Raw genomic sequence first — 23,459 nt, forward strand, 5'->3', positions numbered from 1 at the left:
CTACTTCTTCGCCGTCAGCACGTCGTCCACCGAGAGCGTCACCGACGCGCCGATCGACTCCGGCAGTGTGAAGGACTGCCCGGGGTGGTGGACGGCGTGCACCCGGTACTCGCCGTCCTTGGGGTCGGTCAGGACCATCACGCGCTGGTTCGTCCGGTCCACGATCACGTAGACGGGCACCCCGGCCGTCGCGTAGGCGGCGGGCTTCTTCTTCAGGTCGTCACTGAAGTTGGAGGAGGTCACCTCCGCCACGAGGCGAAAGGCCGCCGGGTCGTAGCAGTTGTACTCGATCAGCAGGTCGTCACTGTTCGCGTCGAGGATGGCCAGATCGGGCACCGCGTAGTCGGACGGGCCGCCCGGCAGCCAGATGCCCACGTTCTGCAGGACCTCTGCTTCGTCGTCGTCGAGACCCGCGGCGAAGAACAAGCGCATGAGCTTGGTCAGCGATCGACCGTGCTTGATGTCCGGCGGCGGCGTCACGGTGATCTGGCTCCCGACGATCTCGACCCGGTAGCCGGGAAACTGCTGCGAGATCAGCTCCGCGGCTTCGAGCAGCGTCGGCTGCTCCCTGGGCTCTTCCACTGCTGCGGCGGACATGGATTTCCTCCTGGCTGCCGATGTCGAGACCATCATCGTAGGACCCGGACACCCTCCGACGCCCGATCCTCAACCATCACCCGAACGAGCGGTTCAGCCGTGCCGGGCCCCGAGTCGCAGGGCCGAGGGCTCCGGCTCGGCCGGCTTCTCCTCGCCGGCCCACAGCGACCGGACGTGGCTGAGGTGGCGGGTCATGCAGGCCTCGGCCCCGGCCGCGTCGCCGGCGATCATCAGGTCCAGCAGCTCCAGGTGCTCCTCCGCCGAGGAGACCAGCTCGCCGCGCTCGTCCAGCCGGTTGAGGCCGTACAGCCGCGAGCGCTTGCGCAGGTCGCCGACCACCTCGACCAGCCGCGTGTTGCCGGCCAGGCCCAGGACGTCCAGGTGGAACTGGCGGTCGGCCTCCAGGTAGCCGATCAGGTCGTGCTTGCGGGCCGCCGCGACGATCGCCTCGGCCTGCGGGCGCAGCCGCTCCAGCTGATCCTTGGTGGCCGTGCGCGCGACCTGGCCGACGGTCGGGACCTCGATCAGGGCGCGGATCTCGGTGTAGTCGTCCAGGTCGCGGTCGGTCAGCTCGGTGACCCGGAAGCCCTTGTTGCGGACGGCCTCGACCAGGCCCTCGCGGGCGAGGTCGAGCATGGCCTCGCGGACCGGGGTCGCGGAGACACCGAAGTCGGCGGCGAGGGCGGGTGCGGAGTAGACCATGCCGGGGCGCAGTTCACCGGAGATCAGGGCCGCCCGGAGTGCGTGGGCGACCTGGTCGCGAAGCCGCTCCTGTACGGAGATCAGGGTGCGGGATTTGAGGTCGGACATGGTGTTCCTCCGGGTGGGTGCAGAACACCAGCGTACAATGTCACGTTACGTTGCGTGCGCGTCCGTCAGCGATTCGAACACCCGCCACCCGAGCCCCTCGTGGCGTCGAACGCCATGGTGACAGCGGCCGTCGGCCGTGACAACGGCCGACGGCACACGATCTTCCGCTTGACACGGACGGCTACGCCCCGCGGAGCCGTCCGACCAGCGCGCTCAGGCCGGCCGCGCCGTCACCACCCTCCACGCCCCGACGGACCAGCTCCGCCAGGACGGCCGGCAGCGCGCCGTCCACCCCGGAGTCCTCCGCGGTGTGCCGGACGTGCTCGATGCTCGCCAGCGCCATCGCCAGCCGGTCGACGTCCCCGCGGTGGTCGCCCGCGGTGATCCGCGGCGCGTAGAACTCGATCAGCCGCGGCACCAGCGAGGCGGTGGCGACGGCGTGCGGCCGGAACTCCTCGGCCGGGATCCCGTTGGCCTCGGCGACGGCCGTGGCATGCAGGTAGCCGAGCATCGAGGACCAGAACAGGTCCATCTGGATCTGGTAGTACAACTGCGCCAGCCCGGGGTCGTCGCCCCGGTAGTCGACTCCGGTGAGCACCTCCAGGGCGGCCCGGTGCCGCCGGAACAGCTCGACCGGCCCGCTGTAGAAGGTGGACGACTCGGAGCTGCCGATGCCGGACGGCGGCACCTGCACCCCGCCGGTCAGGTGCCCGGCCCCGCGCTCGGCCAGCCAGCGGGCGGCCTCGCGGGCGCGTTCCGGGGTGTCCGAGCTGAGGTTCGCGACCACCTTCCCGTCCAGCACCGGCTCCACCGCCTTCAGCACCTCGAAGACCGCGTCGTAGTCGGTGAGGCTGAGCACCACCAGGTCGTTCGCCGCGACCGCCGCCTCCACGCCGGCCGCCACCACCGCGCCCCGGGCGACCAGTTCCCCGGCCCGACCGGCCGACCGGTTCCACACCGTGACGGCGTACCCGGCGTCCAGGAACGCCCCGGCCATGGCCTGCCCCATCGGACCGAGCCCGATCACCGTCACGGACCGCTGCGCCTGCTGCTCCACGGACATGCGTCTCCCCCTCACTCTGGAACGAACGCTCTATTCAGAGCGCCGGGGCCGACGCTAGCACAGGACTGGAACGAACGCTCTACTCAGCACCTCGGCTAGAATCACGGCGTGAAGACGCCCGAGAAGACGCCCGAGAAGACCTCCGCGACGGGCGCCGCGAAGAACGGGGCGAAAAACGGCGCGACGGGCGCCGCGAAGCCCGGCACCCGCGAGCGGATCGTCCGGGCCACCTCCCGGCTGCTGCAACGCCAGGGGTACGAGGGCACCGGGATCAAGCAGATCTCCCGAGAGGCCGAGGCCACCCTCGGCTCCGTCTACCACTTCTTCCCGGGCGGCAAGCAGGAGTTGGCCGCCGAGGCGATCCGGCACGGGGACGAGGAGTTCGCCGTCCTGCTGCGCGCCGGGCTCGACTCCTCGCCGGATCTGGGCGAGTCGCTGGCTTCCTGTACGCGGCTGCTCGCCGAGGAGTTGCGCGCCTCCGACTGGCAGGACGGCTGTCCGATCACCACCACCGCGCTGGAGACGGTCGGCCGGGTGCCGGTGATCGAGGAGGCCGTCGCCGAGGCCTTCGACAACTGGCGGGCCATCGTGGCGCAGCGGCTGCGCACCGCCGGCATCGGCGAGGAGGACGCCGTCGAGCTGGCCGGCACGGTGATCAACGCCCTGGAGGGCGCCGAGCTGTCCGCCCAGGTCGCCCGCAGCGAGCAGCCGCTGCTGGTCACCGGCAGGCACCTGGCCCGGCTGCTCGCCGGCTACACCGGCGACCGGGCCTGACCGGGCCTGCCCTCGCCTGCCCGGGCCTGCCCGCCACCGGAAAACGTGAGGAGCCGGCGCAGCGGGGGATCCCTTCCCGCTGCACCGGCTCCGGCTCCACAACTCCCGACCACAGCCAGGAGTAACGACATGGCGATCGACATCGCGCTGTACGACGGCCACCCGAACGGCGGACGCCGTACCAGCCCCAGGATGCTGCACCTGTCGAGCCCGGGCGAGGCCCTCACCATCGCCCTGGCCCGGCACACCGATCCGGCCCGCCACCGGCTCGGCCGGATCGACCCCTACGGGGACACCCTGTTCGACGAGCAGGAGGCGGGCGCGGCCTTCGAGGAGGCCACCGCCCTGCTCGCCCGCTGCACTACCGAGGCCGAGCGGGCGGCCGTCCGCGAACTGCGGAACCTGCTCGCCGAGTGCGCGGCGACCCCGGGAAGCCGGCTCGAGTTCCTGGGCGACTGAGCGGACGCCGGACGGCTACTGCTGCCGGTACACCTCCGCCGCGACGGCCAGGTCCTCCCAGGCCATCCCGACGCTCTTGAAGAACCGCGGCCGCCCGTCCGGCACCAGCGCGTCACCGCGCACCAGTTCGGCGAGGTTCCACAGCTGCCGCCCGGCCACGCCGGCCATCAGCAGGTCCCCGGCCTCCCGGGCCGCGACCGTACGCGCCTCCACGTACAGCTCGGCCCGCCGGACCAGCATTTCGTCGACCTCGCGGGCGTCCGGCTCGTGCGAGCCGACCGCCGCCACCGCTGCGTGCGCCGGCACCAGCGCACCGTCGAACAGCGGCGTGCGCGCGGTGGTGCAGCAGACCACCAGGTCCGCGTCGCGGACCGCCTCCGGCCCGCCGGCCTCGGCCGTCAGCCCGAGCCCCCGCCCGTACGCCGCCAGCGCCTGCGCCCGCTCGGCGTTGCGCGCCACCACGGTGAGCCGGCGTAGCGGCCGGACGGCGAGCAGCGCGTCCAGGTGCCCGTAGGCCTGGGGTCCTGAGCCGAACAGCACCAGGTGCTCCGCGTCCGGCACCGCGAGGCGCCGCAGCGCGGCCGCGGTGACGGCGGGCGTGCGCAGCGCGGTGAGCGCGGCGCCGTCCAGCAGGGCGAGCGGTTGCAGGGTGGGCCCGTCCAGCAGCAGGTAGCTGCCGGTGATCCGGGGCAGCCCCCGCTCCGGGTTGGCGGGTGCCACCCCGGCGATCTTCACGCCCGCGTACCGCCCGGCGGCGGCCGGCATCAGCAGCAGTTCTCCGGCGGGTACCGGCACGGCCGACCGGGCGGGTGCCGCTTCCGGGTCGAACCCGTCCAGCAGCACCCGCTCGATCGCCCCCACCGCACCGGTCGGCCCGACGCCGCCGGTTCCCGCCACGGCGTACTGGAGCGGCACAATTGCCGTGCCGGGCTTTGCGGTTGGACTCACAGCAGGAACCCCGTTCCCAGCTCGTCGCCCGGCTCCAGCACGAAGCCGTGCTCGCCGGTGCGGAAGGCCGTCCCGCCGACCTCGGTGACCACGCCCTCGCCCCGCGGGTCGCCGCCCGGGAGGACCCGGCCGCTGAAGACCGTGCCGATGACCGACTCGTGGCGCAGCGGCTCGCCGGGGGCCAGCCGCCCCTCGGCGGCGAGCACCGCGAGCCGGGCCGAGGTGCCGGAGCCGCAGGGCGAGCGGTCGATCTGCCCGTCCGCGAAGACGGTGACGTTCCGCTGGTACAGCACCCCGTCCTCGGACGGCAGTTCGTCGTGCAGGATGACCCCGTACACGCCCGAGAGGCGGGGGTCGGTCGGGTGCGCGACCGCCTCGGACCCGGCCAGCGCCGCCCTGATCTCCCGTCCCACGGCGGTGAGTTCGGCCAGCTTCCCCGGCTCCACGGCGAGCCCGAAGGCCGCGGCGGGCACCGAGGCGTAGCAGGCGCCGGAGTGCGCCACGGCGACCTCCACGGTGCCGTGCGAGGTGCGCACCGGCAGCTTCAGCGCGGTCACCCGGCTGGGCACGTTGCGGAAGGTCACCCCGGTGGTCCGGCCACCGGCCCGGTGCACCAGCGCGGTGACCCGGCCGGAGGGGACGTCGATCCTGACCCGTGCCACGCCGTCCTCGGGGGCCGTCACCAGTCCGGAGTCCACGGCCCAGGCGCCGAGCGCGATGGTGCCGTGCCCGCACGCGGTGGAGTAGCCGTCCTTGTGCCAGAACAGCACGCCGAGGTGCGCCTCGTCGTCGTCCGGCGGCACCAGGAAGCCGCCGTACATCCCGGCGTGGCCGCGCGGCTCGCGGCTGAGCAGCTGCCGGATCTCGTCCAGGGCGCTGGGCCGGGGCGCGGTCGCGCTGCCGCCCGCGCCGAGGGCGATGGCGCGGCGTTCGGCGACGGTGTCGCCGGGGATCGGCGGCACGCCGTCCAGCACGATCCGGAACGGCTCGCCGGCCGTGTGGTAGTCGACGGTGCGGACGAACATCAGAGGGCACCTCCCGGCAGCACGCTGACGGTCCGGCTGACGGTGTAGAAGTCCAGGGCGGCCTGGCCCTGTTCGCGGTCGCCGTGGCTCGCGCCCTTGGCCCCGCCGAAGGGCAGGTGGAAGTCGACGCCGCTGGACGGGGCGTTGACCCGGATCATGCCCGCGTCCAGCCGGTCGGCGGCGGCCAGCGCCACGTCCAGGCTGCGGGTGTGCACCGAGGTGGCGAGGCTGTGCGGGGTGTCGTTGGCGAGCGCGACGGCCTCGTCCAGGTCTGCCGCGGCGTGCAGCACCGCGATCGGGCCGAAGAACTCCTCGCTCGCCAGCGGGTGTCCGGCCGGCACCTCGGCGAGCAGGGTCGGCTCGACGTACCAGCCGGCCCGCTCGGGCACCCGGCCGCCGGTGAGCACGCTCGCCCCGGCCTCGACGGCCGAGGAGACGGCGCCGGTCAGGCGCTCCCGCGCGGCGGCGTTGATCACCGGTCCGCACACCGCGTCGTCGACCGCCGCCAGCGCCTTGACCAGCGCCTCGCGCAGCGGCTCGTACGCGGCGCCGACCGCGATCACCCGGCTGGTGGCGGTGCACTTCTGCCCGGCGTACCCGGCGACGGCCGCGGCGATGTGCCCGGCGGCCTGCGCGATGTCGGCGTCCGGCAGCACCAGCGCGGCGTTCAGCCCGCCGAGTTCGGCCTGCACCGGCACGCCGCGCTCGGTGGCGGCCCGCACCACGGCCCGGCCGACGCCGGTCGAGCCGGTGAAGGAGACCACGTCGGTGGAGTCCACCAGCGCGGTGCCCTCCTCGGCGCCGCCGGGCAGCACGGTGAACACGTCCTCGGGCAGCCCGGCCAGCTCCGCCAGCCGCAGCGCGCAGGCCGTCGCCTCGGGGGCGGGCTTGAGCACCACGGCGTTGCCGACGGCGAGCGCCGGGGCGGCCTTCCAGGTCGGGATCGCCAGCGGGAAGTTCCACGGCGTGATCAGCCCGGCCACCCCGTACGGGCGGCGCCTGGTGAGCAGCAGCCCCGGCCCGGCGGCGGTCTCGTGCACGGCCCCGGACGGCGCGTACGGCGCCTGCGCGTAGTAGCGCCAGATCGCCGCCGTGCGGGCGACCTCGCCGAGCGCCTCGGCGAGCGGCTTGCCGACCTCGCGCACGATCAGCGCGGCCAGCTCGTGGGCGTGCGCCTCCACGGCGTCCGCGATCCGGCCGAGCGCCGCCGACCGGGCGCCCGCGCCGGCGGCGAGCCAGTCGCGCTGCGCCGACCGGGCCCGCCCGACGGCGGCCCGCACGGCCTCGGCTCCTGGCTCCTCGACGGCGACCACGAGGTCGTCCGGATCGGCGGGGTTGTACGAGGTGATGGTCACAGCCAGCAGCCCTTCGGGGGGAGGTACGAGAACGAAGGAGGTAGGGGAGGTCAGAGCAGGAAGCCCGCCGGGAACGGGTCGCTCGGGTCGAGGAAGTACTGGGCGGTGCCCGTGACCCAGGCCCGCCCGGTGACGGTGGGCACCACCGCGGGCCGGCCGGCCACCTCGGTCTCCTCGACGAGCCGACCGGTGAAGGTGGTCCCGATGAAGGAGTCGTTGCGGAAGTCCCGCCCGAGCGGCAGTTCGCCGCGCGCGTGCAGCTGGGCCATCCGCGCCGAGGTGCCGGTGCCGCAGGGCGAGCGGTCGAACCAGCCGGGGTGGATGGCCATCGCGTGCCGGGAGTGTTCGGCGGTGGAGCCGGGGGCGAGCAGCTGGACGTGGTGGCAGCTGTGGATGGACGGGTCCTCCGGGTGCACCGGCCGGTCCTGGCTCGCGTTGATCGCGTCCATCATCGCCAGGCCGGCGTCCATGATGTCCTGCTTGCGCTCGCGTTCGAAGGGCAGTCCGAACTCGGCGAGCGGCAGGATGGCGTAGAAGTTGCCGCCGTACGCGAGGTCGTAGTTCACCGTGCCGTGGCCGGGCACCTCGATCTTGCGGTCCAGGGCGACCGAGTAGGCCGGCACGTTGCGGATGGTCACCGCCTTGGCGGCGCCGTCCTCGACCCGCACCTCGGCGACCACGAGTCCGGCCGGGGTGTCCAGCCGGACGGTGGTGACCGGCTCGACCACCGGCACCATCCCGGTCTCGACCAGCACGGTGGCGACCCCGATGGTGCCGTGGCCGCACATCGGCAGCAGTCCGGAGACCTCGATGTAGAGCACCCCGAAGTCGGCGTCCGGCCGGGTCGGCGGCTGGAGGATCGCGCCGCTCATCGCCGCGTGGCCGCGCGGCTCGTACATCAGCAGGGTGCGGAAGTGGTCCAGGTGCTGCTGGAAGTGCACCCGGCGCTCGGCCATGGTGGCGCCGGGGATGACGCCGAAGCCGCCGGTGATCACCCGGGTCGGCATGCCCTCGGTGTGCGAGTCGACGGCATGGAACACGTGACGGCTGCGCATGGGTCACAACTCCCGTACAGGTTCGGATGGTCGGCAGGACAGGCCCGCGGGGCCAGGCCGGCTGCCGCCGCAGCCGGCCTGGCGGTCCCGAAGCGGGCGGGGCTCAGAGGTGGCCGTCGGCCAGCGCCTTCTCGGTGGCCGCGCGGACGGCCGCCTCGATCTCCGGGGCGAGCGGCCCGCGCGGGGCGCGGACCGGGCCGCCGGGGCGCCCGGCGATGTCCATGGAGAGCTTGATGGCCTGGACGAACTCGGTCTTGGAGTCCCAGCGCAGCAGCGAGTGCAGCGACTTGTAGAGCGGCAGCGCGCTCTCCAGGTCCTTGGAGACGGCCGCGTCGTAGAGCGCCACCGAGGCGGCCGGCAGCGCGTTCGGGTAGCCGGCGATCCAGCCGACCGCACCCGCGAGCGCCAGCTCCAGCAGCACGTCGTCGGCGCCGATCAGCAGGTCCAGCCCGGGGGCCAGCTCGGCGATCTCGTACGCCCGGCGGACGTCGCCGCTGAACTCCTTGACCGCGACGATCGAGCCCTCGGCGTGCAGCTGGGCGAGCAGCGCGGGGACGAGGTCGACCTTGGTGTCGATCGGGTTGTTGTACGCCACGATCGGCAGGCCCGCCTTGGCGACCTCGGCGTAGTGGGCGCGCACCGAGGCGTGGTCGGCCCGGAAGGCGTTCGGCGGCAGCAGCAGGACGGAGCCGGCACCGGCCTCGGCGGCCTGCTCGGCCCAGCGGCGGGACTCGGCGCTGCCGTAGGCGGCCACGCCCGGCATGACCCGGGAGCCGTCACCGGCCGCCTCGACGGCGACCTCGACGACCTTGGCGCGCTCCTCTGCGGTGAGCGTCTGGTACTCGCCGAGCGAGCCGTTGGGGACGACGCCCTCGCAGCCGGAGTCGATCAGCCAGCGGACGTGCTCGGCGTAGGCGTCGTAGTCGACGGACTGGTCCGGGCGCAGCGGAAGCGTGGTGGCGACCATGATGCCGCGCCAGGGACGGGTGGTGTCGTGCTGGGTGATGGACACATGAGCTCCTAGATGAGGTGTGACATTTTACTAGAGTGGACGGGCCGGAGACAAGGTCCCCGGCCCGCCCTTCGACGGCGAGCCCAGGGGCGTGTCCGACGATTCCCGCCGGGTGCGCGACGCGAACTGCCGGACGCGCCCTACACCTCCGGGGTCGGCCCCGCCGCCAGCTGGGAGAGCGGCACCGGGCAGCCCAGCGGCCGCCGGTCCGGTGACGGCTCACCCGGGCCGGCCAGGCAGGCCACGGCCGGACCGCACATCCGGCCCTGACACCAGCCCATCCCGGCCCGGGTGAGCAGCTTGACGGTGCGCGGATCGCCCGCGCCCAACTCCTCGACGGCCTCCCTGATCGCCGCCACCGGCACCTCCTCGCACCGGCAGACGTCGGTGTCGGGACGCAGCCAGCCGGTCCAGCCCTGGCCCGGCCGGTGGGCCGCGGCCATCAGCCCGGCGAAGGCCCGCAGCCGCGAGCGGCGGCGCAGCAGCACGGCCGCCGGCTGCCTCCCGGCCACCGCGTGCGCGGCCAGCTCGCCCTCGGCGATCGCGAGGTCGGCGCCGCCGACGCCGTTGGTCTCCCCCGCCGACCAGAGGCCGGGCACACTGGTGCGCAGCCGGGCGTCGACCTCCAGCGCGACCGCGCCGTCCGGCCCGGTGAGGGTCCGCGCACCCAGCTCGGTGGCCAGGTCGATCTGCGGGAGCAGTCCGTGGCCGACGGCGAGCGCGTCGCACTCGATCCGCCGCTCCGTGCCGGGCCGCGGCCGCCAGTCGGCGTCCAGTCCGGCCACCGTGACTCCGGTGACCCGGTCCGCCCCGTGCGCCTCGACCACCGCGCTGCGTGGCCGCAGCCGGACGCCGTGGCGCAGCAGCGCACGGCCGTGCCCGGCGCCCTCGACCAGCTTGCCGGGCACGCCCGCCAGCACGCCGGGGCGCCGCAGGTACCCGAGGTAGGCGGTGGCCTCGACCACCGCGGGCACCTCGGCCCCCGCGGTGACCAGCGAGGAGGCCGCCGCGAGCAGCAGCGGGCCGCTCCCGGCCACCACGATCCGCTTCCCCGGCAGCACCAGCCCGGCCTTGAGCATGGCCTGGGCGCCGCCCGCGGTGACCACCCCGGGCAGGGTCCAGCCGGGGAACGGCAGCTGCCGCTCGTACGCGCCGGTGGCGAGCAGCACCGCCCGGGACCGGACGGTGGCCCGGTCGGTGCTCCCGGGACCGCGGGTGACGTGCACCGCGAAGCCGTCCCCGGTGCGCTCCAGCGCCCAGACCTGGTGTCCGGCCAGGAAGGCGGCCCGCTCGGCGTCCTCGTGCGCGGCGAGCCGCTCGGCCAGGCCGGTGTAGACGGACCAGTGGTGGTGCAGCCGGTCCGGCCTGGCCGCGCCGAGGCCCGGCGCCGGGTGGCGGTAGTACTGCCCGCCGGTGCTCGGCCCGCCGTCCAGCAGGACGCAGCGCAGCCCGAGGTCGGCGGCGGTGACGGCGGCGGCGAGCCCGGCCGGGCCCGCACCGACCACCGCGAGGTCGTACAGCGGGGAGTCAGACGGCGAGGTCGGCACGGCCGTGGCCCTCCTGGGTGGTGACGGTGGTGCCGGGCTCGGCGGGGATCAGGCAGGTGCGCTGGTTGGGGCGGCCGTCCACGGTGGCCAGGCAGTCGAAGCAGGCGCCGATCCCGCAGAACGCCCCGCGCGGCCTGCCGCCGACCCTGGTGGTGCGCCAGGCGAGCACGCCGTCGGCCCAGAGCGCGGCGGCGACCGACTGCCCGGGCAGCGCGGGGACGGGCCGCCCGTCGAACTCGATGTGGTGGGCGGGCCCGGGCTCGGCCTCGACCAGCCCGGCGGGGGTGCGGCGGCGCATCGGCGGCTTCTCCAATCCAGGACGGAATCTCATATGTGGGCGGTGTCGGGCGTTCGGCAGGTCTCGGGCGCAGCCATTCAGGCGGTCGCGGGAGCCTGCTCGGGCTCTCGCGGGAGCCTGCTCAGGCGGTCGCGCTGTCACCCGGACGGGAAGCGGTCCGCCCGGAACGGCGCGAGGTCCGGCTCCGGCCGTTTGCCGGTGAGCTGCTCGCTGATCAGCAGCCCGGTCGCCGGGGCCAGCCCGATGCCGGCCCCCTCGTGCCCGCAGGCGTGGTACAGCCCGGGCACCCTGGGGTCCTCGCCGATGGCCGGCAGGTGGTCCGGCAGGTACGGCCGGAAGCCCCGGTAGGTGCGCATCACCGTGACACCGGCGAGCACCGGGAAGAGCCCCGCGGCCTGGGCGGCGAGCCGGCTCAGCACCTCCTGGGAGAGCGTGCGGTCGAAGCCGACCCGCTCCCGGCTGGCGCCGATCAGCACCGGCCCGCCCGGGGTGCCCTCGATCACGGCGGAGGTCTCCAGCCCGGCCGAGCCGCTGGCCACGTTGGCCACGTAGTCGGCGGAGTAGACCTTGTGCCGGACTACCCGCGGCAGCGGCTCGGTGACCAGCACGAAGCCGCGCCGGGGCAGCACCGGCAGGTGCACGCCGGCCAGTGCGGCCAGCTCGCCGCCCCAGGTGCCGGCCGCGTTCACCACGGCGGGGGCGGCCAGCCGGCGCCGGTCGGTCCGCACGCCGCGCACGACGCCGTCCGGCCCCCGGTCGACGGCGGTGACGCTCTCCCCGGTGAACAGCGCGGCGCCCATCCGGCGGGCCTCGCGCAGCAGGTGGGCGGCGGCGAGGGCGGGCTGGACCTGGGCGTCCTGCGGGTAGTGGAAGCCTCCGGCCAGGCCCTCGGCGAGGTGCGGTTCCAGCTCGCGCAGCCGCTCGCCGGGCACCTCCTCGGCCTCGACCCCGACCTCCCGCTGCCCGGCGGCGAAGGCGCGCAGCGCGTCCTGCCCAGCGGCGGTCGAGGCGACGACCACCCCACCCTTGGGCTCGTACTCGATCGCCGGGCCGATCAGCTCGGCGAGTTCCCGCCAGAGCCGGGTGCTGAGCAGGGCGAGGTCGAGTTCCGGGCCCGGCTCCTTGTCGGAGACCAGCAGGTTGCCCTCGCCCGCGCCGGTGGTGCCGCCGGCCACCGGCCCGCGGTCCACGACGGCGACGGCGAGCCCGGCGCGGGCGGCGTAGTAGGCGCAGGCGGCGCCGACCACGCCGGCGCCGACCACGACGACGTCCAGGGGAGGTCTTTCGGTCTTCAGCACACCAGTAATATGTCACATGCCATGCAAGCTGCCAAGACCACCCGCCGAAACCCGCGAACCCCCCGACCAGCGGAAAGTCCGGATCGGCAGCCGGGGCCTGGCCTTGCCGGGGCGGGGCAGTACCGGGGCCCGGGCAGCGAAGAGCCCCGGCCCACCGCTCGGCGGCGGCGGACCGGGGCTCCCTCAGGGCCGGCCGGCTCAGGTGATGTCGTCCATCTCCTCACGGCGGGACGCCGGCACGGCCGCACCGGCCGCCGGGGCCGCCGAGGCCTGGACGTTCTCCGCGCCCGACACCGGCTGCACCGAGAGGTCCAGCTGCGAGGCCTCCTCGTCGTCCAGCCCGGCGTCCGGGTTGCGGCGGGCCTTGCGCTTGTCGTTGAAGATCGCGATCGCCACCGCGATGAAGTACAGCGCCCAGATCGGCGCGGCCAGCGCGAGCATGCTCAGCGGGTCGGCGCTCGGCGTGGCGAAGGCGGCGAACACCGTGATGCCCATGACCATGCCGCGCCACCAGCCCAGCAGCCGCTTGCCGGTGACCATGCCGATGACGTTCAGCATCACCAGCAGCAGCGGGAACTCGAAGGCGAGGCCGAAGACCAGCACCATCCGGGTGGCGATGTCGAAGTAGTCCTCGGGCGGCAGGATCGGCGTGGTGTTGTTCGGGGTGAACGAGATCAGCACGTCGACCGTGGTCGGCAGCACCAGGATGGCCACGGCCACACCGGCCAGGAACAGCGGCGTCCCGCAGAGCAGGAAGACGACCGTGTACTTCTTCTCGTGCCGGTGCAGACCGGGCGCCACGAAGGCCCAGACCTGGTAGAGCCAGATCGGCACGGTCCCGACCACGCCGGCCGTCAGGGCCACCTTGAGCATCCAGGTGAAGCCGGAGGTCAGACCGATGTTGGAGACCTGGGCGCACTTGCCGTGGTAGTGCTCGGCCAGCTCCTTGGTGTCGCACCGCGGCAGCGGCTTCAGGAGGAAGTCCTCCAGCTGCTTGTGGTAGATCGCCGCCACGATGGTGATCAGCACGATCGCCAGGACCGACTTGACCACGCGGTTGCGCAGTTCCCTCAGGTGGTCGGCGAGGGCCATCCGCCCCTCAGGATCCTTTGACGTCTTCGACGCCTTGGAGAGCTTGCTCAACCCCGGTCCTCAACTCGTGCGTCGGGGCCCGCCGGTCGACGGGCCTCCGTGGTCGCGTGCGTCGCGCACGCCGGACGTGCGACGCGCGTCAGGCGCGTCACGTGCCCCGCGCTCAGTGCGGGCGGTCGCCGTCGGGTGCGGAGGCCCCGGCGGCGGGCTCGGTCACCGGACGGGCCGTGGCCGACGCGCCCGGAGCGGACTGGACGGCCCTGCCCGCGGTGCCGGCCACCGGCGCCGGAGCCGGAGCGGCCTGCGGCTCGGACTCGCCGTCCGAACGCATCGCCTGGGCCTCGCTCTTCAGGATCCGCATCGACTTGCCCAGCGAGCGCGCCAGGTCCGGCAGCCGCTTGGCTCCGAACAGCACGATGGCGAGAACCACGATCACCACGATCGCAGTCATCGAGATGCGCATGCGCGACCACCTTCAGTCATGGCGGCCCGACGGGCCGTCCGCTGCGGATGGTAACCGCTGCGGATGACGCCACGACGACGGCCGCCCGAACGGGACAGCGGCCCCCGGTACGCGGTTCAGGAGCCACTTGAGAGCGTAACCCGCCCCCACCCGCTCGCAGCAGTCCCCGTACCCCCGCGGTTCCCGCCGTGCTATGCGGCCGGGGCGCTGTGCTCCGCGGCCCGGTCGCCTCCGCCGGGCACCGCGTCCGCCAGGTCCTCGGCCGCCACGGCCAGCGCCCGCGCGGCCCGGTCCACGCCCTCGGCGAGCGCCCGTACGTCCAGCCAGAGCCGGATCGCGAGGACCCCGAGGACCAGCAGGCCCGCGGTGGCGAGCAGGACGGCGGCGACGAGCATCCAGGACATGCGCCCCACCCTATACGGGGGCCGGTCCCCCGCCGGGACGAGCGCCGGCCCCCGCCGGGACGGGCGTCAGCCCTCCGCCGGCACGAGCCGCATGGTGCGCACCCCGGCCCCGGTGAGCGCCTCGACGATCTTCTCCCCGGCCGGCTTGCGCACCGCCGCCCCGCACCGCGGGCAACCGAAGCTGTAGTGCGCCTGGGCCGGGGTGCGACCGAGGGTCAGCCGGAACTCCTCGGCCGGGAGCTCGACCTTCTCCCGGCACTCGGAGCAGTACACCTTGAATCTGGTCCCGGGTTCCACCGCTCAGGCCCGCCCCTCCCCGTAGGCGGCCAGCGCCTCCCGCGCGGCCGAGCGCGCCTGCTCGGCCGGCTCCGGCGGCGAGACGATCCGGCCGTCCCGGCCCAGCCGCAGCGCCAGCGGGCGCAGCTGGGAGGGGTCGGCGCTGCGCATGGTGATCCGCAGGCCGCCGTCCGGCAGCTCCTCGGCCCGGTCGTGGGTGTAGTACTCGGCCACCCAGCGCCCGCCGGAGGAGACCTCGACCACCACCTCGGGGTCGTCCGCCGCCGGGTTGACCAGCCCGCCGCTCAGGTCGCGCGGCTCGCGCCGGGGCGGGTCGGCCGGGACGTCCAGGACGCGGATCTCGGCGACCCGGTCGAGGCGGAACATCCGGTGGTCCTCGGAGGTGCGGCACCACGCCTCGAGGTAGGTGTGGCCCTCGGTGAGCAGCCGGATCGGGTCGACCTCGCGCTCGGTCATCCCGCCGCGCCCGTGCGAGTAGTAGCGCAGCCAGAGCCGGCGGCCCTCGCTGAGCGCCCGGTCGATGTCGGCGAAGACGTGGCTCTCCGCCTCGAAGGTCACCCCGACCCTGGCGCTGCCCTCGGCGCTCTCCCCCGCCGCGTTCTCGATCTTGGCGACGGCCCGGGTGAGCGCCTCCCGGTCCCCGGCCCGCAGGCCGGGCAGCCCGGCCACCGCACGGGCGGCCACCAGCAGCGCGGTCGCCTCGTCGGCGGCCAGCCGCAGCGGCTGGGCCACGTCGTCGACGTTGTGCCACCAGATCCGCTCGCCGTCGGTGTCGATGTCGAGCAGGTCACCGCCGCGGAAGCTGGTGCCGCACATCGGCAGCACGTTGAGGTCCCCGATCAGCTCGCGCTCGCTGATCCCGAACGCCCTGGCCACCTCGGCGACCTCGGCCCCGGGCCGCTCGCGCAGGTAGGTGACCAGCGACAGCATCCGTCGCGTCTGGTCGATGGCGTTGCTCACGCGCGTTCTCCCTCGATACCCGCGACCGCCCGCAGCCGGTCGATCACATCCGCCCGCAGCTCCTCCGGCCCGAGCACCAGCACGTCGGGCCCGAACTCCGCCAGGTCGGCGCCCAGCCCGTTCCCGTACGGGATCTCCAGCTCGTCCCAGACCTCGTCCACCCGCGAGCTGCTCAGCGCCTTGGTGCGCAGCGGGAAGCCGGCGCCCCGGCGGACCCGGACGGTCGCGCTGGCGGTGGCCCCCTCGCCGGCGAACTTCGCCACGGTGGCCCGGACGTCCACGTGCTCGGGAACGGTGCCGACGAAGGCCCCGGGCTTCGTCTTCACCCGGCCGGTGATCCGGCTGAGCCGGAACACCCTGGCGTCGCCCCGGTCGCGGTCGTACCCGGCCAGGTACCAGTGCCCGCGCCAGCACTCCAGCGCCCACGGCTCCACGCTGCGCTGCTCGACGGCGGCGGCACCGGCCTTGCGGTACTCGAAGGTGACCGGACGGCGGTCCCGGGCGGCGGTGAGCAGCGGCTCGAACGCGGCCTCCCGGGCGGGGATGCGCGGCTCCAGGGCGGTCCGGCCCTCGGCCTCGGTGAACGGCACCCCTGCCGCGCGCAGCTTCTGCAGGGCGCCGCTGGCCGCGCCGGACATCTTGGCCTGCTGCCAGACCCTGGCGGCCAGGGTCAGCGCGGCCGCCTCCTCGGCGTCCAGGGCGATCTCGGGCAGCCGGTTGCGGTCGGCGCGGGCCAGGTAGCCGAGTTCGCCGTCCAGGGTGCTCTCGTCGACGTCGATCACCAGACCGAGCTCGCGCAGATCGTCCTTGTCCCGCTCGAACATCCGGTTGAAGGCGTCCTCGCTGCCGTTCTGCCAGGCCTCGCGGTACGCCTCGACGGATTCCCGCAGCTCCTTCTTGGAGAGCGGACGTCTGGTGTTCATCAGGCACAGGGCGAGATTCATCAGCCGCTCTGCCTTGGCGATCGCCATCGCTGACCCTTCCGGTGTGCCGCGCCGCGCGCGGGGTGCGCCAACCGGGCGATCACCACCCGGCGGGACCGACCGTACCGGTAGCGGTACGCACGGCAAAAGCGGCCTCCCGCACCTCCTGCCCGCGCCGGGCCGTTCCGGCCCGGACAGGCCCGTGGGCCGGGCCCCCCGAGGGGTCCGGCCCACGGTCTCGGCAGGCTCAGACGCCCAGCAGGTCGACCACGAAGATCAGGGTCGAGTGCGGCGGGATCGCCGAGGTCGGCGACTGGGCGCCGTACGCCAGGTGCGACGGGATGGTCAGCTCGCGACGGCCGCCCACCTTCATGCCGACGACGCCCTGGTCCCAGCCCTTGATGACACGGCCGCCGCCCAGCGGGAACTTGAACTCGTTGGGGCTCCGGTTCCAGCTCGCGTCGAACTCCTCACCGGTCTCGAAGGTCACGCCGACGTAGCGGACCTTGACGACCTGGCCCGACTTGGCCTCCGCGCCGTCACCGACGACGATGTCGCGGATCTGCAGCTCCTTCGGAGCGTCACCGATCGGGAAGTCGATCTCGGGCTTCTCGTTCAGGTTCACGGTCCCTCTTCTCACGTTCGCTTGCATTCACGACCAAGCGGCGGGCGCCCGCACCCGGTCCGACCGGACGACCGTCCGGGCAGACCACCGTACGGGCACCCGCCGCCCGTCCGGGTCCGGCCACGCGGCCGGACCCGAAGGTCACACGTCCACCATTGTCACCCGAAAGTGGATCAGCCCTGACCGGCGTCCAGGATGTCCACCACGAAGACGAGCGCCGCGCCCGGCGGGATGTCGCCCTGGCCCTTGTCGCCGTAGCCCAGCGCGGCCGGGATCACCAGCTCGACCCGGCTGCCGACCGTCTGGCCCTCCAGGCCCTGGTCCCAGCCCGCGATGACCTGGCTGCCGCCCACCGGGAAGGTGAACGCCTGGCCCTTGCTGAGCGAGGAGTCGAACACCTTGCCGCTGGAGAACAGCGCGCCGGTGTACTGGACGACGACCTTCTCGCCCTTCTCCACCTTCGGGCCGGTGCCCTTGATCAGGACGTGCGACTTCAGCTCGGTCGGGTCCTTCGCCCCGGCGACCGGGGTGATCTCGGCCGGCTTCTTGCCGTTGTCCTTGACCTGCGGGAAGTCCGCCGGCGGCGGGGTGACGGTACCGCTCACCACGGCGTCGGGCGCGGTGCTGTTGCGGACGTCGATCACGAAGATCAGGTCGTCCTTGGCCCCGATCGACATGTCGGGCTTGCCCTGGGAGCCGAAGGCGGCGGCCGGCGGGGCCACCACCAGCAGCCGGCTGCCGGCCTTCTTCCCGACCACGGCCTGGTCCAGCGCCGGGATCAGCGCGTCGGTGCCGGCCTGGAAGATCTGCCGCTTGTTCCCGGAGTCGTACGAGCTCGGGATGTCCTTGCCGGTGTTCCAGTCCTTGGCGGTGTAGTCCACCGAGGCCCAGGAGTTCTTCTCCACCTTGGGGCCGTTGCCCTCGGACAGCACCTTCACCACGAAGGAGCCGTCGGAGGGCTCGCCCGGCACCTGGATCTCGGCCTTCGCGCCGAAGTCGCCGGTGACCGTCGGCAGCACCTTGGCGCTGTCCTTGATCGGCGGCACCGGATCGGCGGTCGGCGTGGGCGGCGCGGTGGTGGAGTCCGGCTTGGCCGCCGCGGTGTCCTTGCCGTCGTCCTTGTTCACCACGTAGAGCGTGATGCCGCTGCCGACCAGCAGCAGGGCCAGCACCGTGCCGAGGACCACGCCCAGCTTGCCGACGCCGGGCGGGTTCTCGTCGTACCCGGCCTCCGAGGTGTCGGCCTTGCGCACGTTGGAGGCGAAGATCTGCGGGGCGTCGTCCGTCTTGGTCCCGCCCGCGGGGCGCGGCGCCTCGCCGGGCTGCGCCCAGCCGGCCTGCTGCGCCAGGATCGCCGGCGGAACGACGATCGACTCGCGGTCCCCGCCGACCTGACCGCCGGGACGGGAGGCGGCCGGGTCACCCGCAGAGCTGTCGTTCGCCGCGGTACCGGCCCCGCCCGGGCTCGGCGTCTTCTCAGTCATGACTCCCCATCCATCTCGCCACGAGGTCTTCCAGGTCTGCGCCCGGCGTGGGCACGCCGGCTGCGGTCGCACCGCCCGCCCAGGACCTTCGGCACCGGGCGGCGCCTGCCACAGTGCGTGGGCAGTATGACAGCTCAGGATGAGGGCGGACGCTACGTTGTACGAGCGTCCGCCCAAGCGTACGGAATCCCCCTGAGATCTTCCTAGACCGCTTCCAGGATGTCGATCACGAAGACCAGGGTCGAGTTCGCCGGCACCGAGCCCTGCGCCTTGTCCTGGTAACCGAGCGCGGGCGGCACCACCAGCAGGACCCGGCTGCCGACGTTCTGCCCGACCAGCCCCTTGTCCCAGCCCTCGATCACGCTGCCGGTGCCGATCTGCACCGCCTGCGCGCCTCCGTGCGTCCAGGAGGCGTCGAACTGCTGGCCGTCGGCCCACAGCACCCCGGTGTACTGCACCACCAGGGTCTGTCCGCTCTTGACCTGCTTGCCCTCGCCCTTGATCAGCACCGCCTGCTGGAGGTCGGTGGGCGCGGCCTGCCCGGCCGGGATCGTGATCGTCGCGGCCGCCTTGCCGTTGTCCTTGACCTGCGGCATCGTCGCGGCCGGCTCGGTCATGTTCCCGGTCAGCGTGGAGTCCGGCGGCAGGCTCTCCATGATGTCCAGCACGAACACCACGGTGTCGCCCTTGTTGACGCCCAGCTGGCCGGAGCCCTGCTCGCCGAAGGCCGCCGCCGGCGGGGCCACCACCAGCAGCCGGGTGCCCACCTTCTTGCCGATCACGCTCTGGTCCAGCGCCGGCACCAGCTGCCCGCTGCCGGCCTGGTACAGCTGCGGCTTGCCGTTGGCGTCGTACGAGCTGGGCAGGTCCTTGCCGGTGGTCCAGTCCTTGGCGGTGTAGTTGACCGTCACCCAGTCGCCCTTGCCGACGGTCGCGCGCTCGCCCTCGCTGACCGTGTTCACCACGAACTGGCCGCTGGGCTGCTGGCCCTCGGGAATGGTGATGGTGGCCTTGCTCCCGAACCCGCCACCCGAAAGAGTGGGCATCGGCGACGCCTCGGCGACCGGCGCCGGCACCGTCGGGGCGGCACTCGCCGAGGACGGTGTCGCCGGGCCGGCTGCCTTGGGCGAGCTGCCGCAGGCGACCGCGAGCAGCAGCGGCAGGGTGAGAAGCAAACCGGCGGTGCGGCGCACGGTGGTCCTAACTGTCGGTCGAAGTCGTCTCTCCTGACTCGACGGACAGCGTATGCCCGGCACGCGTCCGGCCCCGGTAGACACCACCGGGGCCGGCTCCAGGGTCTTGATCATGGCGTCGTGATCACGGACTCGGTCACACCACGTGTTCACACGGCTCGCTCGCGCCGCCGCGCGGTCACATCCCCGCGATCAGCTTCTCCACCCGCTCGTCCACCGAACGGAACGGGTCCTTGCACAGCACCGTGCGCTGCGCCTGGTCGTTCAGCTTCAGGTGCACCCAGTCCACCGTGAAGTCCCGGCGCTGCTCCTGCGCCCGGCGGATGAAGTCCCCACGCAGCCGCGCCCTGGTGGTCTGCGGCGGGATCGACTTGGCCTCGAAGGTCTTGAGGTCGGTGGTCACCCGCTGCGCCTGGTTCTTGCCCTGGAGCAGGTAGAACAGGCCGCGGCGGCGGTGGATGTCGTGGTACGCGAGGTCGATCTGGGCCACCCGCGGGTTGGACATGCTCATCTGGTGCTTCTCGCGGTAGCGCTCGATGAGCTTGTACTTCATGATCCAGTCGATCTCGGTGGCCACCCCGTCCAGCCGCTCGGACCGCACGGCCTCCAGGGTGCGGCCCCAGAGGTCGAGCACCCGGGCGACGGTGCCGGTGTTGATGCCCTTGCGGTCCGCGAACTCCAGGGCCTTGGTGTAGTACTCCTCCTGGATGTCCAGCGCGCTGGCCTCGCGGCCGTTGGCCAGCCGCACCTGGTGGGTGCCGGTGAGGTCGTGGCTGACCTCGCGGATCGCCCGGATCGGGTTCTCCAGGGTGAGGTCGCGCATCACCACGCCGGCCTCGATCAGCCGCAGCACCAGGTCGGTGGAGCCGACCTTGAGCAGCGTGGTGGTCTCCGACATGTTGGAGTCGCCGACGATCACGTGCAGCCGGCGGTAGCGTTCGGCGTCCGCGTGCGGCTCGTCCCTGGTGTTGATGATCGGGCGCGAGCGGGTGGTGGCCGAGCTGACGCCCTCCCAGATGTGCTCGGCCCGCTGGCTGACGCAGAACACCGCGCCGCGCGGGGTCTGGAGCACCTTGCCCGCGCCGCAGATCAGCTGCCGGGTGACCAGGAACGGGATCAGCACGTCGGCCAGCCGGGAGAACTCGCCGTGCCGGGCCACGCAGTAGTTCTCGTGGCAGCCGTAGGAGTTCCCGGCCGAGTCGGTGTTGTTCTTGAAGAGGTAGACGTCCCCCGCGATGCCCTCCTCGTGCAGCCGCCGCTCGGCGTCCACCAGGAGTCCTTCGAGGATGCGCTCGCCCGCCTTGTCGTGCGTCACCAGCTCGACGACGTCGTCGCACTCGGGGGTTGCGTACTCGGGGTGGGAGCCGACGTCGAGGTACAGGCGGGCGCCGTTGCGCAGGAAGACGTTGCTGCTGCGGCCCCAGGAGACGACCCGGCGGAACAGGTACCGCGCCACCTCGTCCGGTGACAGCCGTCGCTGCCCGCGGAACGTACAGGTCACGCCGTACTCGTTCTCCAGCCCGAAAATCCGGCGGTCCATGAGCACTCCATTCTCTGTCGGAGCTGTCCGAAACCGCCTCCACGACGACTGGGCCGCCGCAGGGGCACCGGAGTCCCGCACGGCGGCGGCAGGGCCGCCGCACGGGACTCCGCAGGCACTTGCTACACCGGCGTGCCGTCCGCCGGGTTCTCCTCGTCGTCCGCCTCGGCGGACTGGTCACCGTCGAGCAGCCGGCCCAGCTGGTTGCCCAGGATCCGCTTGAACTTGCGCTGCTGGAACCGCTGGCGGTCGAGGACCGCTACCTCCAGCTGTTCCGGAGTGAGGCTGCGCGGGCTGCCGCCGTTGGGGTCGCGGGCGAGCGAGTCGACCGCGACCTTCACCGCCTCGGTGAGGCTCAGGCCGGCGCGGTGGCTCTGGCCCAGGTAGTTGCCGATCGAGTCGGCGTTGCCGCCGACCACCACGTAGTTCTTCTCGTCGACGACCGAGCCGTCCGGCGTGAGCCGGTAGATCTGGTCCTGGTCGCTGGTGCGGCCGACCTCGGCCACGATCAGCTCGACCTCGTACGGCTTCTCGCCGACCGAGGAGAAGATGGTGCCCAGGGTCTGGGCGTACACGTTGGCGAGGCCCCGGGCCGTGACGTCGGCCCGGTCGTAGGAGTAGCCGCGCAGGTCGGCGTAGCGGACGCCGCCGATGCGCAGGTTCTCGAACTCGTTGTAGCGACCGACCGCCGCGAAGGCGATCTTGTCGTAGATCTCGGAGACCTTGTGGAGCGCCCTGGAGGTATTCTCCGCGACGAAGACGATGCCGTCGGCGTAGGTGAGCACGACCACGCTGCGGCCGCGGGCGATGCCCTTGCGGGCGTACTCCGCGCGGTCCGCCATGGCCTGCTGGGGCGAGACGTAGAACGGTGTCGACACCGGCGGTCGTCCCTTTCCTGTGAGGTGACTAGATCAGCGGGGCCTGCGGGCCGTTGGGCCGGGTCAGGCGCTCGTCGGTGATGGCGACGACGATCTCCGTGACCTCCGCCTCGGTGAGCCGGCGGAAGCCGTCCTCGGTGATCAGCGAGACGATCGGGAAGATCTTGCGGGCGAGGTCGGGGCCACCGGTGGCGGAGTCGTCGTCCGCCGCGTCGTAGAGCGCCTGGACGACCATGGTGGCGGCCTGGTCGGCCGTCAGCTCCTCGCGGTAGAGCTTCTTCATCGAGCCGCGGGCGAAGACCGAGCCCGAGCCGGTCGCGGTGAAGCTGCGCTCCTCGGAACGCCCGCCGGTGACGTCGTAGTTGAAGATCCGGCCACGGCCGAGCTCCACGTCGTAGCCGGCGAACAACGGCACCACCGCGAGGCCCTGCATCGCCATGCCCAGGTTGCCCCGGATCATGGTGGTGAGCCGGTTGGCCTTGCCCTCCAGCGAGAGCGTGGTGCCCTCGATCTTCTCGTAGTGCTCCAGCTCCAGCTGGAACAGCCGGACCATCTCGATCGCGAGGCCGGCGGTGCCGGCGATGCCGACCGCGCTGTACTCGTCGGCCGGGAAGACCTTCTCCATGTCGCGCTGGGCGATCACGTTGCCCATCGTCGCCCGGCGGTCACCCGCGATCACCACGCCGCCGTCGAAGACCGCGGCCACGATCGTGGTCCCGTGCGGGGCCTCGACCACGGCGCCCTCGGGGAGTCCGCGGCGGCCGCCGGGGACCAGCTCCGGCCGGTGCTCGGCGAGGAAGTCGAGGAACGAGGAGGACCCCGGGGTCAGGAAGGCAGCCGGTAGACGCCCGGTGCCACGAGTGTTGGCTTCCACACGATTCCTTCCAGGTAGCTTGAAGCGCGCGCTGCCCGCACCCTACCCGCCCGACGATCACCGTCCACGGGTGGAGGGGCCGGTGCCGGACGGCCGGACGGTGTTCCCCGTCCGGCCGCCTCCGACGGTCGCGACCGTGATTTCCCGAATGGCCGGGCCGGGCTATTGCCCGCCCTTCTGGACGAATCCACGGACGAAATCCTCGGCATTGGATTCGAGGACCTCGTCGATTTCGTCCAGTACCGCGTCGACGTCGTCGCTCAGCTTTTCCTGGCGCTCCTTGAGGTCGTCGGAATTCTGGCTTTCCGCGGCCTGCTCCTCGACCTCCTCGGAGGAACGGTTTGCCCGCTGCTGGCCGCCGCCGGTGTCCTTGCTCGCCATTTCCCTCACCCCGCTCGATTCGTCTGGCACGGTTCGGTCGCTGCTGCTGCACCGACCCTATACACAGGGTGCGACTGCCGCTCCCGGTTTGCCGGTGGCGCTTA

Annotated in this window: 26 protein-coding genes and 1 pseudogene; 2 read left to right on the plus strand and 25 right to left on the minus strand. The window is 73.1% G+C overall.

Annotated elements, in window-relative coordinates; all coding sequences use genetic code 11:
• The 3 genes from ACIQOW_RS22625 to ACIQOW_RS22635 all read right to left on the minus strand — a co-directional run bounded on the left by ACIQOW_RS22625 (nt 1) and on the right by ACIQOW_RS22635 (nt 2,470).
• Nucleotides 1-597 carry a Uma2 family endonuclease gene (locus tag ACIQOW_RS22625; RefSeq protein WP_401087638.1) on the minus strand — a complete coding sequence of 199 codons (597 nt, stop codon included), beginning with the start codon at nt 595-597 and terminating at the stop codon, nt 1-3.
• 93 nt (nt 598-690) lie between these two features.
• Nucleotides 691-1,407: a GntR family transcriptional regulator gene (locus tag ACIQOW_RS22630; protein WP_401087640.1), complete on the minus strand. Its 717-nt coding sequence runs from the start codon at nt 1,405-1,407 to the stop codon at nt 691-693.
• 181 nt (nt 1,408-1,588) lie between these two features.
• The gene (locus tag ACIQOW_RS22635) at nt 1,589-2,470 is read right to left on the minus strand and encodes an NAD(P)-dependent oxidoreductase (RefSeq protein WP_401087642.1); all 882 of its coding nucleotides are present in this window, start codon (nt 2,468-2,470) and stop codon (nt 1,589-1,591) included.
• 216 nt (nt 2,471-2,686) lie between these two features.
• Between ACIQOW_RS22635 and ACIQOW_RS22640 the strand changes: the two genes are divergently transcribed.
• Together ACIQOW_RS22640 and ACIQOW_RS22645 are read left to right on the plus strand one after the other, a co-directional pair.
• Nucleotides 2,687-3,244, plus strand: a complete 558-nt coding sequence (locus ACIQOW_RS22640) for a TetR/AcrR family transcriptional regulator (protein WP_401087753.1) — start codon at nt 2,687-2,689, stop codon at nt 3,242-3,244.
• Between the two features lie 129 nt (nt 3,245-3,373).
• Nucleotides 3,374-3,703, plus strand: a complete 330-nt coding sequence (locus ACIQOW_RS22645; RefSeq protein ID WP_401087644.1) for a hypothetical protein — start codon at nt 3,374-3,376, stop codon at nt 3,701-3,703.
• A 15-nt stretch (nt 3,704-3,718) separates the two neighbouring features.
• Here the strand turns inward: ACIQOW_RS22645 and ACIQOW_RS22650 are convergent, their stop codons facing one another.
• From ACIQOW_RS22650 to ACIQOW_RS22755, 22 genes and pseudogenes are all read right to left on the minus strand, one after another.
• The gene (locus ACIQOW_RS22650; RefSeq protein ID WP_401087646.1) at nt 3,719-4,651 is read right to left on the minus strand and encodes an ornithine cyclodeaminase family protein; all 933 of its coding nucleotides are present in this window, start codon (nt 4,649-4,651) and stop codon (nt 3,719-3,721) included.
• Nucleotides 4,648-5,676 carry a proline racemase family protein gene (locus tag ACIQOW_RS22655; protein WP_401087648.1) on the minus strand — a complete coding sequence of 343 codons (1,029 nt, stop codon included), beginning with the start codon at nt 5,674-5,676 and terminating at the stop codon, nt 4,648-4,650. The genes ACIQOW_RS22650 and ACIQOW_RS22655 overlap by 4 nt, the downstream gene beginning before the upstream one ends.
• Complete coding sequence (locus tag ACIQOW_RS22660) at nt 5,676-7,031, minus strand: aldehyde dehydrogenase family protein (protein ID WP_401087650.1); 1,356 nt, start codon at nt 7,029-7,031, stop codon at nt 5,676-5,678. Before ACIQOW_RS22660 ends, ACIQOW_RS22655 begins: the two co-directional genes overlap by 1 nt.
• Nucleotides 7,032-7,081: 50 nt before the next feature.
• On the minus strand, nt 7,082-8,086 hold the full coding sequence (locus ACIQOW_RS22665) for a proline racemase family protein (protein WP_401087652.1): 1,005 nt from the start codon (nt 8,084-8,086) through the stop codon (nt 7,082-7,084).
• A 103-nt stretch (nt 8,087-8,189) separates the two neighbouring features.
• Nucleotides 8,190-9,053 carry a dihydrodipicolinate synthase family protein gene (locus ACIQOW_RS22670; RefSeq protein WP_401087754.1) on the minus strand — a complete coding sequence of 288 codons (864 nt, stop codon included), beginning with the start codon at nt 9,051-9,053 and terminating at the stop codon, nt 8,190-8,192.
• Between the two features lie 185 nt (nt 9,054-9,238).
• Nucleotides 9,239-10,645, minus strand: a complete 1,407-nt coding sequence (locus ACIQOW_RS22675) for an NAD(P)/FAD-dependent oxidoreductase (RefSeq protein WP_401087654.1) — start codon at nt 10,643-10,645, stop codon at nt 9,239-9,241.
• Nucleotides 10,626-10,943, minus strand: a complete 318-nt coding sequence (locus ACIQOW_RS22680) for a (2Fe-2S)-binding protein (protein WP_401087655.1) — start codon at nt 10,941-10,943, stop codon at nt 10,626-10,628. The genes ACIQOW_RS22675 and ACIQOW_RS22680 overlap by 20 nt, the downstream gene beginning before the upstream one ends.
• 137 nt (nt 10,944-11,080) lie before the next feature.
• A complete protein-coding gene (locus tag ACIQOW_RS22685) occupies nt 11,081-12,241 on the minus strand; it encodes an NAD(P)/FAD-dependent oxidoreductase (protein ID WP_401087657.1) in 1,161 nt (386 codons plus the stop codon).
• A gap of 198 nt (nt 12,242-12,439) precedes the next feature.
• Complete coding sequence (gene tatC / locus ACIQOW_RS22690; RefSeq protein ID WP_401087756.1) at nt 12,440-13,333, minus strand: twin-arginine translocase subunit TatC; 894 nt, start codon at nt 13,331-13,333, stop codon at nt 12,440-12,442.
• Between the two features lie 163 nt (nt 13,334-13,496).
• Entirely contained in the window at nt 13,497-13,796 is a 300-nt protein-coding gene (gene tatA, locus ACIQOW_RS22695; RefSeq protein WP_401087659.1) for a Sec-independent protein translocase subunit TatA, read from the minus strand.
• Nucleotides 13,797-13,987: 191 nt separating this feature from the next.
• Nucleotides 13,988-14,200: a hypothetical protein gene (locus ACIQOW_RS22700; protein WP_401087661.1), complete on the minus strand. Its 213-nt coding sequence runs from the start codon at nt 14,198-14,200 to the stop codon at nt 13,988-13,990.
• Between the two features lie 66 nt (nt 14,201-14,266).
• A complete protein-coding gene (locus ACIQOW_RS22705; protein WP_030055598.1) occupies nt 14,267-14,497 on the minus strand; it encodes a hypothetical protein in 231 nt (76 codons plus the stop codon).
• A gap of 3 nt (nt 14,498-14,500) precedes the next feature.
• Entirely contained in the window at nt 14,501-15,427 is a 927-nt protein-coding gene (locus tag ACIQOW_RS22710; RefSeq protein WP_188299097.1) for a YafY family protein, read from the minus strand.
• Between the two features lie 26 nt (nt 15,428-15,453).
• The gene (locus tag ACIQOW_RS22715; RefSeq protein WP_401087663.1) at nt 15,454-16,428 is read right to left on the minus strand and encodes a helix-turn-helix transcriptional regulator; all 975 of its coding nucleotides are present in this window, start codon (nt 16,426-16,428) and stop codon (nt 15,454-15,456) included.
• A 199-nt stretch (nt 16,429-16,627) separates the two neighbouring features.
• On the minus strand, nt 16,628-16,999 hold the full coding sequence (locus tag ACIQOW_RS22720; RefSeq protein ID WP_401087758.1) for an FKBP-type peptidyl-prolyl cis-trans isomerase: 372 nt from the start codon (nt 16,997-16,999) through the stop codon (nt 16,628-16,630).
• 179 nt (nt 17,000-17,178) lie between these two features.
• On the minus strand, nt 17,179-18,489 hold the full coding sequence (locus ACIQOW_RS22725) for an FKBP-type peptidyl-prolyl cis-trans isomerase (protein ID WP_188299090.1): 1,311 nt from the start codon (nt 18,487-18,489) through the stop codon (nt 17,179-17,181).
• Between the two features lie 203 nt (nt 18,490-18,692).
• A complete protein-coding gene (locus tag ACIQOW_RS22730; RefSeq protein ID WP_401087666.1) occupies nt 18,693-19,682 on the minus strand; it encodes an FKBP-type peptidyl-prolyl cis-trans isomerase in 990 nt (329 codons plus the stop codon).
• 178 nt (nt 19,683-19,860) lie between these two features.
• On the minus strand, nt 19,861-21,222 hold the full coding sequence (pafA, locus tag ACIQOW_RS22735; RefSeq protein WP_188299088.1) for a Pup--protein ligase: 1,362 nt from the start codon (nt 21,220-21,222) through the stop codon (nt 19,861-19,863).
• A 122-nt stretch (nt 21,223-21,344) separates the two neighbouring features.
• Nucleotides 21,345-22,100 (minus strand): proteasome subunit alpha, encoded by a 756-nt coding sequence (gene prcA / locus ACIQOW_RS22740; RefSeq protein ID WP_188299087.1) that lies wholly within the window; start codon nt 22,098-22,100, stop codon nt 21,345-21,347.
• Nucleotides 22,101-22,128: 28 nt separating this feature from the next.
• On the minus strand, nt 22,129-22,929 hold the full coding sequence (gene prcB, locus ACIQOW_RS22745) for a proteasome subunit beta (RefSeq protein ID WP_401087760.1): 801 nt from the start codon (nt 22,927-22,929) through the stop codon (nt 22,129-22,131).
• A pseudogene (locus tag ACIQOW_RS22750) lies at nt 22,926-23,003 on the minus strand (recombination endonuclease VII); the annotation flags it as partial. The gene prcB and the pseudogene ACIQOW_RS22750, both read right to left, overlap by 4 nt.
• A gap of 133 nt (nt 23,004-23,136) precedes the next feature.
• On the minus strand, nt 23,137-23,355 hold the full coding sequence (locus ACIQOW_RS22755) for a ubiquitin-like protein Pup (protein WP_188299085.1): 219 nt from the start codon (nt 23,353-23,355) through the stop codon (nt 23,137-23,139).
• Between the last annotated feature and the right edge of the window lie 104 nt (nt 23,356-23,459).

The sequence above is a fragment of the Kitasatospora sp. NPDC091335 genome, assembly GCF_044757205.1.
Lineage (GTDB): Bacteria > Actinomycetota > Actinomycetes > Streptomycetales > Streptomycetaceae > Kitasatospora.